General features: G+C 62.3%; 8 protein-coding genes. 5 read left to right on the top strand and 3 right to left on the bottom strand.

The window, feature by feature from the left end; genetic code table 11:
- Positions 1-294: 294 nt before the first annotated feature.
- Positions 295-1,032, bottom strand: a complete 738-nt coding sequence (locus ACGSLL_RS19945) for a thioesterase II family protein (RefSeq protein WP_394507647.1) — start codon at positions 1,030-1,032, stop codon at positions 295-297.
- A gap of 129 nt (positions 1,033-1,161) precedes the next feature.
- Between ACGSLL_RS19945 and ACGSLL_RS19940 the strand changes: the two genes are divergently transcribed.
- Positions 1,162-2,295, top strand: a complete 1,134-nt coding sequence (locus tag ACGSLL_RS19940; protein WP_394507646.1) for a cupin-like domain-containing protein — start codon at positions 1,162-1,164, stop codon at positions 2,293-2,295.
- A gap of 22 nt (positions 2,296-2,317) precedes the next feature.
- Here ACGSLL_RS19940 and ACGSLL_RS19935 read toward each other — a convergent pair whose 3' ends face one another.
- Entirely contained in the window at positions 2,318-3,490 is a 1,173-nt protein-coding gene (locus tag ACGSLL_RS19935) for an MFS transporter (RefSeq protein WP_394507645.1), read from the bottom strand.
- 241 nt (positions 3,491-3,731) lie between these two features.
- Between ACGSLL_RS19935 and ACGSLL_RS19930 the strand changes: the two genes are divergently transcribed.
- From ACGSLL_RS19930 to ACGSLL_RS19915, 4 genes are all read left to right on the top strand, one after another.
- Complete coding sequence (locus ACGSLL_RS19930; protein WP_394507644.1) at positions 3,732-4,532, top strand: glucose 1-dehydrogenase; 801 nt, start codon at positions 3,732-3,734, stop codon at positions 4,530-4,532.
- Positions 4,525-6,351 (top strand): glycoside hydrolase family 15 protein, encoded by a 1,827-nt coding sequence (locus tag ACGSLL_RS19925; RefSeq protein ID WP_394507643.1) that lies wholly within the window; start codon positions 4,525-4,527, stop codon positions 6,349-6,351. Before ACGSLL_RS19930 ends, ACGSLL_RS19925 begins: the two co-directional genes overlap by 8 nt.
- 309 nt (positions 6,352-6,660) lie before the next feature.
- Positions 6,661-7,050: a hypothetical protein gene (locus tag ACGSLL_RS19920; RefSeq protein ID WP_394507642.1), complete on the top strand. Its 390-nt coding sequence runs from the start codon at positions 6,661-6,663 to the stop codon at positions 7,048-7,050.
- Between the two features lie 88 nt (positions 7,051-7,138).
- Complete coding sequence (locus ACGSLL_RS19915) at positions 7,139-8,026, top strand: alpha/beta fold hydrolase (protein ID WP_394507641.1); 888 nt, start codon at positions 7,139-7,141, stop codon at positions 8,024-8,026.
- On the opposite strand, the gene ACGSLL_RS19910 is transcribed toward ACGSLL_RS19915, so the two are convergent.
- Positions 7,995-8,978: a GlxA family transcriptional regulator gene (locus tag ACGSLL_RS19910; protein ID WP_394507640.1), complete on the bottom strand. Its 984-nt coding sequence runs from the start codon at positions 8,976-8,978 to the stop codon at positions 7,995-7,997. The genes ACGSLL_RS19915 and ACGSLL_RS19910 overlap by 32 nt on opposite strands.
- Positions 8,979-9,063 lie beyond the last annotated feature (85 nt).

Raw genomic sequence — 9,063 nt, 5'->3', positions numbered from 1 at the left:
TTTTCAGCATCCGGATCAGTAGGCAGGAAGCACAAAGGCACGTCATCCCTGTAAAACGAATGCAGACCGGAAAAATTAGCGAATGAAAACAACTGTCAGACGAGACAACGAGGGCTTTTGCGGACACACACAAAACCCCCTGTGGGAGCGAGCCTGCTCGCGAACGCGTCCGGTCAGTCGATGCATGAGTGACTGACCCATTGCTTTCGCGAGCAGGCTCGCTCCCACAGGGATTCGGGGATGGATCGGATTTTTTGGCCTGCCAAATAAACCAATGTGGGGGTTTGGTGTTGATCAGGCGGTTGCGGCGATGGCGTGGCGGCGGTGATGCCCTTCCAACTGATCCTTGATCAGCTTGAGCACTTTGGCTTCGTGCTCGTGGATGAAGAAGTGCCCGCCGGCCAGCATGTCCACCGAGAAGCTGCCGTGGGTTTCCCGGCTCCAGCCGATCAACTGCTCGGTGGTGGCGCGGTCGGCCTTGCCGCCGAGCACGTGCACCGGGCAATTGAGCAACGGTCGTTGCTGCGGCTCGAATTTGCCGCATAACTGGAAATCGGCACGCAGGATCGGCAGGGTCAAGCTCATCAGTTCTTTATTGGCGAGCACTTCTTCGCGGGTGCCGTTGAGCGTGCGCAGTTGCTCGATCAGTTCGGCGTCGGTCTTCGGTTCAGCAAAGCCGCGATCGTAATCGGCACGCAGGGTCGGCGCTGCCGTGCCTGAAGCGAACAGCGCCACCGGTTCCGCGCAGCCTAGCGCGCGCAAGGCATGGGCCATTTCACAGGCCAGCAAGGCGCCAAGGCTGTGGCCGAACAGCGCATAGGGTGCATGCAGGGTCGGCCGCAGTTCCTTGGCCAGTTGCATCGCCAGCACGCGCATATCGGTGTGCAGCGGTTCGCTAAAACGCGCACCGCGCCCCGGCAGCTCGACCGGTTGCAAGCGCAGCCACTGCGGCAGCTTCGGCCGCCAGCGGCTGTAGACCATGGCACTGGCGCCGGAATACGGCAGGCACAGCAGGGTCAACTGAGTCACCACACTTCCCTCGAAAAATTCATCTGTTGAGAGAAACGGATGCGCAAGCAGGCAAATTAGTCGCCGGCCGGTAAATTCCGCAAACGGCTGCTCGTTAACTGTTCAGGCCAAAACCAATAACGAGGGATCACCGTGGACCTGCAGAGCATTCTCGGCAAACTGTTCGCCAATGCCAGCGCTGTCGGCATCGAAGGCGTGTTTCAATTCGTCTTCGGTCCGCAGCAGGCCTACTGGTCCGAGGTCAAGGCCGACAGCCGCACGCTGCCGGGACGTCACGCCAGCCCGGACGTGACCATCGAAGTCGCGGAAAAGGATTTTCTCGGGATCATGGCCGGCATGGCGAACGTCGAAGAGCTGTTTGCCAGCGGCCGCCTGAAGATCGGCGGCAACATGGGCCTGGCAACGCTGCTGCCGCAAATCATCGAACACGCGATGCACGGCGGCGCGGTCGTGGAAAAGGTCGACATGAACAAGCGCTACCCGACGCCGCCACGCTTCAGCGAACAACTCACCGCCGGCCTGCCGACGCAACGTAGCGTCGAACGCGTTGCGCGCAACGATCTGTCGGTTGCCGAATTCAAAAGTCGTTACCTGCCCAACGGCATTCCGCTGGTCATCAGCAACGCCCTGCACGACTGGCCGTTGTTCAAGCTCAGCCGCGAAGAATCGCTGGTGCATTTCGCCGAGCTGCAGGGCATCACTCGCCACGGCGATTATGTGAAGAAGACCTTTTCCACCGAGCGGGATTTTCGCTCGACCTCAATGGCCGAGTTCATCGCCTCGCTGGACCAACCGGCGGCCAAACGCGCGGATGGCGAGCCGCCCGCCTACATGGGCAATAACATTCTCCCGGCGCAACTGCTGCAGCAGATCAAGTACCCGCCCTACTTCGATGCCGCGCAGTTCATTCCGCCACGCATCTGGATCGGCCCGAAAGGCACGCTGACCCCGCTGCACCGCGACGATACCGATAATCTGTTCGCGCAGGTCTGGGGGCAAAAAACCTTCACCCTCGCCGCGCCGCATCATCGCCAGGCGCTGGGCACCTGGTCGACGGCACCGAAGGGCGGACTGGATGGTTGCGATTTCAATCCCGACGCCCCGGATTACCAGCGCTTCCCGGCCGCGCGCGACGTGCCGTTTCTGCGGGTGACGCTGGAGGCCGGGGACCTGCTGTTTCTGCCGGAGGGCTGGTTCCACCAGGTAGAGTCGGTGTCGACTTCGCTGTCGGTGAATTTCTGGGTGAATTCGGGCCGGGGCTGGTAACAAGCCCCCTGTAGGAAGCGATCTATTTCAAATGGCGGAAGCTCTGCACCGCAGCGCCGAGTACCACTGCCCCTGCGGCAATCGCCAGCCAGAAACCGCTGCGCGCACCGAACGCATCGACCAAGGCGCCGGAGCCCGCCGCGCCGATCGCCACGCCTATGCTCAAACCCGTCACCAGCCAGGTCAGGCCTTCGGTCAATTTGGCCGGCGGCACGATGCGCTCGATCAAGGCCATGGCCACAATCAGCGTTGGCGAAAAGAACAACCCGGCAACGAACATTGCCACCGACAAGCCGACAATATTGCTCGCCAGCAACAACGGTAACGTGGTCACCGCCGTCGCCACCCCGCCGTACAAGAACAAGCGCGGCAATGGCAGTTTCGAACGCATCGCGCCGAAGGCGATGCCCGCCAGACACGAGCCGATCGCATACACCGACAAGACGATGCTCGCCGCCGCCGGTTGCCCCTGGTGTTGCGCGAACGCGACGCTGACCACATCGACCACGCCGACGATCACCCCCATGGCGATCATCAGGGCCAGCAGCAGTTGCACGTCGGTCGAGGCGATGATCGAGCCGTGATGTTCAGACGTATGCGGATGCACCGGCGGCTCGGTGCTGCGCTGGGCGACAAACGCAGTCACGCCAATTGCCAGCGCCAGCAGCGCCGCCAACGGTCCGGCCTCGGGGAACACCGCCACACACAAGCCCACCGACAACGGCGGGCCGACGATAAAACACACCTCGTCGAGCACCGACTCCAGCGCGTAGGCGGTCTGCAATTGCGGCTGACCGCGATAGATTTCGGTCCAGCGCGCCCGCACCATCGCCGACATGCTCGGCATGCAGCCGGCCAGCGCGGCAAACACGAATAACGTCCAGCTCGGTGCCTGTAACCGCGTACACAGCAACAACAGCAACAGCGCCCCGCCGCCGATCAGCGCCGACAACGGCAGAATCCGCCCCTGACCGAAACGGTCGACCAGCCGCGATACCTGCGGTGCACAAAACGCCGTGGCCAGGGCAAACGTCGCCGCCACGCCGCCGGCCAGCGCATAGCCGCCCTTGAGTTGCGAAAGCATGGTGATCACGCCGATACCGGTCATGGAGATCGGCATGCGCGCGATCATTCCGGCCAGCACGAAATTTCGCGCGCCGGAAGCGTTGAACAATTCGCGGTAAGGATTCGCCATCGGTTGCAGCCTCATCAAGGGCCGACACGTTGCCATAGGCTCGCGGCGCGGGGGAAGCGGGGAATTGTTGGTGGAATGTGAAAGGCCGCTCTCACCTTGGACTTGCGGTGTACACCAACCCTGTGGGAGCGAGCCTGCTCGCGAAGACGCCAGCAAAACCACCTCAACATTTGCGCCAAATGAACTCTGGCGCCACACCACCAGTCAGCTAGGTAAGCCCTCACTCAAGGCGCAACGTTCCATGCAGATTTCCCTCGCCCGACAAGTCGCGATTGTCACCGGTGCCAGCTCCGGCATCGGCCACGCCTGTGCCAAAGCCCTCGCCGAAGCCGGCGCCGCGGTGGTCATCAACTACAACAGCAACGCCGAGCCCGCTGAAGAACTGGCCCGGCAGATCATCGCCGACGGCGGCCAGGCGCTGGCCATCCGCGCCGATGTGTCGAAGGAGGACGAGGTCGAACGGCTGTTCAGCGAAACCCTCGATGCCTTCGGCACGCTGGACATTCTGCTGGCCAATTCCGGCCTGCAAAAGGATGCGCCAGCGGTAGACATGACCCTTGATGACTGGAATAAAGTGATCGGGGTCAACCTCACCGGCCAGTTCCTCTGTGCCCGCGCTGCCCTGCGAATTTTCAATCGCCAGGGCATTCGCGAAGGCGTGTCGCGCGCCGCCGGCAAGATCATTCACATGAGCTCGGTGCATCAACGCATTCCCTGGGCCGGGCACGTCAATTACGCCGCCTCCAAGGGTGGCGTCGACCAGTTGATGCAGACCCTGGCTCAGGAAGTCAGCCATCAGCGCATTCGCATCAACGGTATCGCGCCGGGGGCGATTCGCACGGCGATCAACGCCAAAGCCACCGCCGACGACGCCGCGCAAAAGCTTCTCGAACTGATTCCCTACGGCCGGATTGGCGATGTCGAAGACGTCGCCAACGCCGTGGTGTTTCTCGCCTCGGATGCCTCCGATTACATCGTTGGCACCACCCTGTTCATCGACGGCGGCATGAGCCTCTATCCGGAGTTTCGCGGCAATGGCTGAGCATCTTGCGGAACGACAAAGCGCCATCGATGCCCACGGCATCATCGGCGACATGCGCAGCGCCGCGCTGATCAACGACCGTGGCAGCGTGGATTTTTTCTGCTGGCCGGAGTTCGACAGCCCGTCGATTTTCTGTTCATTACTGGACACCCCCGAAGCCGGCATCTTCCAGCTCGCGCCGGACTTGCCGGACGCGCGCCGTGAACAGATTTACCTGCCCGACACCAACGTCCTGCAAACCCGCTGGCTGAGCGAACGCGCCGTGGTGGAAATCACCGATCTGCTGCCGGTGGCCGACAACCCGGACGACTTGTCCGTGTTGCTGCGCCGGGTGCGGGTGGTCAGCGGTGAGGCGACGTTTCATATGCGCTGCGCCGTGCGCCACGACTATGCCCGTGCCGACACTCGTGCGCATATGGACGGACAAACCGTGGTGTTCAGCGCCGAGGGCCAGCCCTCACTGCGCCTGGCCGCCGATCAGCCACTGAGCATCGACACTGAAGCGGCGGTCGCCACCTTCACCCTGACCCACCAGCAAAGCGCCGAATTCATTCTCGGCGCCGAGGACGATCCGCGCTTTCAGGAGGGCGCGGCGCAGTTGTGCCTGCAACGCACCTTGCAGTTCTGGCGCGGCTGGATCGGCCAGTCCAACTACCGCGGGCGCTGGCGTGAAATGGTCAATCGCTCGGCCCTCGCGCTCAAGCTGCTGACTTCCCGTCGCCACGGCGCAATCCTCGCCGCCGCGACGTTCGGCCTGCCGGAATCACGCGGCGGCGAGCGCAACTGGGACTACCGCTATACGTGGATCCGCGACGCCTCGTTCACCGTGTATGCGTTCATGCGCCTGGGCTTCGTCGACGAAGCCAACCACTACATGCAATGGCTACGCGGACGCGTCAGTGATTGCTGCGGCAAGCCGATGAAGCTGAACATCCTCTACGCCATCGACGGCCAACAGGAGTTACCCGAGACCGAACTTTCGCACCTGTCCGGGCATGGCGGTGCGCAACCGGTGCGCATCGGCAATCAGGCTTACGATCAGATCCAGCTCGACATCTTTGGCGAGCTGATGGACGCCGTGTATCTGGTCAACAAATACGGCGATGCGATTTCTCACGAGGGCTGGAAGCACGTCTGCGAAGTCGTCGATCAGGTTTGTGAGACCTGGCAGACCAAAGACGTCGGCATCTGGGAAATGCGCGGTGAGCAGCATCACTTTCTGCACTCGCGGCTGATGTGTTGGGTTGCGCTGGACCGGGCCATCCGCCTGGCGTCGAAACGCTCGCTGCCCGCCCCGTTCACTCAATGGGACCAGACCCGACAGGCGATCTACGCCGACATCTGGGACAACTTCTGGGACGAACAACGCGGGCATTTCGTGCAGTACAAGGGCGGCACCGCCCTCGACGGCTCGATGCTGCTGATGCCGCTGGTGCGCTTTGTCAGCGCCAAGGACCCGCGCTGGCTATCGACCCTCGAAGCGATCGAAAAGAGTCTGGTGCGCGACGGCATGGTCTATCGCTATCGCAACGACGCCGACAACATCGATGGTTTGACCGGCACCGAAGGCGCCTTCGCGGCGTGCTCGTTCTGGTACGTCGAATGTCTGGCCCGCGCCGGCCAGGTGGAAAAAGCCCATCTGGAGTTTGAACAACTGTTGCGTTACGCCAACCCGCTGGGCCTGTATGCCGAAGAATTCGACAGCCACGGCCGACATCTGGGCAACACGCCACAAGCGCTGACCCACCTGGCGTTGATCAGTGCGGCGAGCTTTCTTGATCGCAAACTGAGCGGAGAAAAGAGTAGCTGGCAGCCGTAACCCGCCGATTATTCGCCAGAGTCCGTCAGACGAATCGCAGGTTAAACGCGTTTTGTCGAAGTCCGTCCTACACTCGATCAACATCTGCAAGCGCCACCAGTCACCGCTGCCGCCCGCAGCGGTGACTTCCAGCGACAGTTTGTGTAACACCACGGCGTATGAAAACCGACAAATCGCTGCCAATGCTGTCTCGGTAACTTGCACTTACACCCCGAAATACCTTGTTGCCAGCCGAAACATCCGCCCCTAAGATCCAGCGCAACGGGCACAGCGGAGCTGTCCAACAAAACCCGAATTCAAGGAAGCAGAATGCCTCGACACATCCAGCGCAGCATCGACTCCCCTCTTCGCACGGGCCTGACCCGCCGCCAGCTCTGGGAAGACTCTGACCAGGGCCTGATCAAATGCTGGGAAGTCGGCCGCCAGCGCGCCGCACGCTTTCCCGAACTGGCTCAACGCTGCATGGCCGGCGAATTGCCGGTCCTCGGCTGGAAAGGTGGCGTCAGTCGCAGCCTGAAGAAAAACGAAAAATACGGCTCGCTGAAATATCTCGCGCAGTGGCAAGGGCTGCGCGGCGAGGATCTGGATATTGATCTGGCCGAGGAGCGTTCGCTGACGTGCACACGGACGAAAATGAAGGTGACGTTTACCCCGGAGCGGGCGAAGTATTTCAATCAGGTGGCGGAAGTCGAGGCTTAGCGCCTGGCGTCTCGTCGGTTGAGTTGAGCCGGCCCGGCTGATCGCGAGTCCAGAGTTTTTGAATGCGATTCAAACGGAGTGGTTGATCATGATCGAGACCGTGCTTACCCCAACCCTGACCATCGCCTACGAACAGCATGGCCCGGAAAACGGCGACCCGGTGATTCTGCTCCACGGCTTTCCGTATTCGCCGCGCGCCTTCGACGAAGTCGCCCCGGCGCTTGCCGCTCAAGGCTACCGCGTCATCGTGCCGTACTTGCGCGGCTATGGGCCGACCCGCTTCAACAGTGAGCAGACGCTGCGCTCAGGCCAGCAAGCCGCGATCGCGCAGGACTTGCTCGATCTGATGGACGCGCTGGGCATCGATCAGGCAACGCTTGGCGGCTATGACTGGGGCGGTCGGGCGGCGTGCATCGTCGCGGCACTTTTCCCCGCACGCGTGCGCGGGCTGGTCAGCGGCGATGGCTACCTCGTGCAGGACATCGCTCACTCCAATCAGCCGCTGGATCCCGAAGACGAACATCGGCTCTGGTATCAGTACTACTTCCACACACCGCGTGGCGCCGAGGGGCTGAGGCAAAACCGTCGGCAGTTGTGCCACTTGCTCTGGCGGCTGTGGTCGCCGACGTGGTCGCGAAGGGAGGAGCGCTATCCGCTGACCGCTGCGGCTTTTGATAATCCTGATTTCATCGAAGTGGTGATTCATTCCTACCGGCATCGCTTCGGCTATGCTTCGGGCGACCCGGCACTGGAGTGGATGGAGGAGGCGCTTGCGAAACAACCGGTGATCAGCGTTCCGACCGTTTCACTGTGCGGTGCCGACGATGGCGTCGGCCCGCCTGCGGTTATTGATGAAGATGCCGAACATTTCGGCGGCTTTTATGAGCGGCGGATTTTGGCCGGGGTCGGCCACAACATCCCCGAGGAAGCGCCGCAGCAAATCCTCAAGGCATTGCTGGATCTGCTGCAGCGCTGAGCGAAAACCGCTCGCGATAAGCCTGCGGCGTGACGCCAATGGCGCGCAGGAAACTGCGCCGCAGCGTCTCCTCACTGCCAAACCCGCAATGGGCGGCGATGCGTTTAACCGGCAAACCGCTGTCGCTGAGCAGCCGTCGCGCGGTTTCGACGCGGATCAGTTCGATGGCGCGGGCCGGGGTCTGGCCAGTGTCGGCGCGGTAGTGGCGCACGAAGCTGCGTTCGCTCATGCCGGCCTGTTCGGCGAGGGTCGGGATGCCGAGGTCGCAGGTCAGGTTCTCGGCGATCCAGGCGTGCAGTTCGTCGAAACGGTTGCCCTGATTCTGCAACGACAACGTCACGCTGAATTGTGATTGCCCGCCGGGACGCTTGAGGAACACCACCAGATGCCGTGCGACGTCGAGGGCGATGTCTCGGCCGAGGTCTTCCTCGACCATCGCCAAGGCCAGATCGATGCCGGCGGTGACGCCCGCCGAGGTCCAGACCGGGCCGTCATTGATGAAGATCGGGTTGGCTTCGACGTGCAGATTCGGGTGCTGCTGCGCCAGTTGCTCGCAGCGTGTCCAGTGGGTCACCACGCGGCGACCGTCGAGCCAGCCGCTGGCCGCCAGTAGAAACGCACCGGTACACACCGAGGCCACGCGCCGGCACTGATTGCCGTGCTGGCGCACCCAGTCGACCAGTTGCAGATCTTCAGCGGCCGGATAAATCCCCCAGCCACCGGCAATGATCAAAGTATCGCTGGGCTCGCTCGGCAAGGGTTCGGCCAACACCGCCAACCCCGCCGACGACATCACCGCCCCGCCGCCGCTGGCAATCACCGTCGGCGCATAGGGCTCCGGCAACCCACGCTGGCGGGCTAAATCGTTGGCCGAGGCGAACACCTGCAACGGCCCGGTGACGTCGAGGATCTGCATGTTGGCAAACGCGAGGACGTGAATGGCTTTAGGCATATTGGCGTAATTCGTGGGGTGATTGGCGTATGCGCCAGAAACTACGCGCCTACAGTGAAGCCGTCCAGCCCTTTGATGAGAATAA

The sequence above is a fragment of the Pseudomonas retamae genome, from assembly GCF_043496865.1.
Classification (GTDB): domain Bacteria; phylum Pseudomonadota; class Gammaproteobacteria; order Pseudomonadales; family Pseudomonadaceae; genus Aquipseudomonas; species Aquipseudomonas retamae.
This window is presented reverse-complemented; position numbering and strand designations above follow the sequence as displayed.